The 231-nt window shown below is 61.5% G+C and carries 1 protein-coding gene; it reads left to right on the plus strand.

The window, feature by feature from the left end; genetic code table 11:
* Positions 1-231: amino acid permease (locus J5M66_RS26845; RefSeq protein ID WP_207810309.1), on the plus strand; the 231-nt coding region annotated here is incomplete at both ends.

Genomic DNA, 231 nt, shown 5'->3' on the forward strand with positions numbered 1-231 from the left:
CAGGGGCGATCCTGATCGGTTGGGGCATTACTGCGATAGGCATGCTGACGCTGGCGTTCGTCTTTCAGACGCTGGCCAATCGCAAGCCGGAGCTGGACTCGGGCGTCTACGCCTACGCCAAGGCCGGATTCGGCGACTACATGGGTTTCTCCTCGGCCTGGGGCTACTGGATCAGCGCCTGGCTGGGCAACGTCGGTTACTTCGTTCTGCTGTTCAGCACCCTCGGTTACT

This window comes from Pseudomonas sp. 67(2021), assembly GCF_017491835.1.
Taxonomy (GTDB): domain Bacteria; phylum Pseudomonadota; class Gammaproteobacteria; order Pseudomonadales; family Pseudomonadaceae; genus Aquipseudomonas; species Aquipseudomonas atacamensis.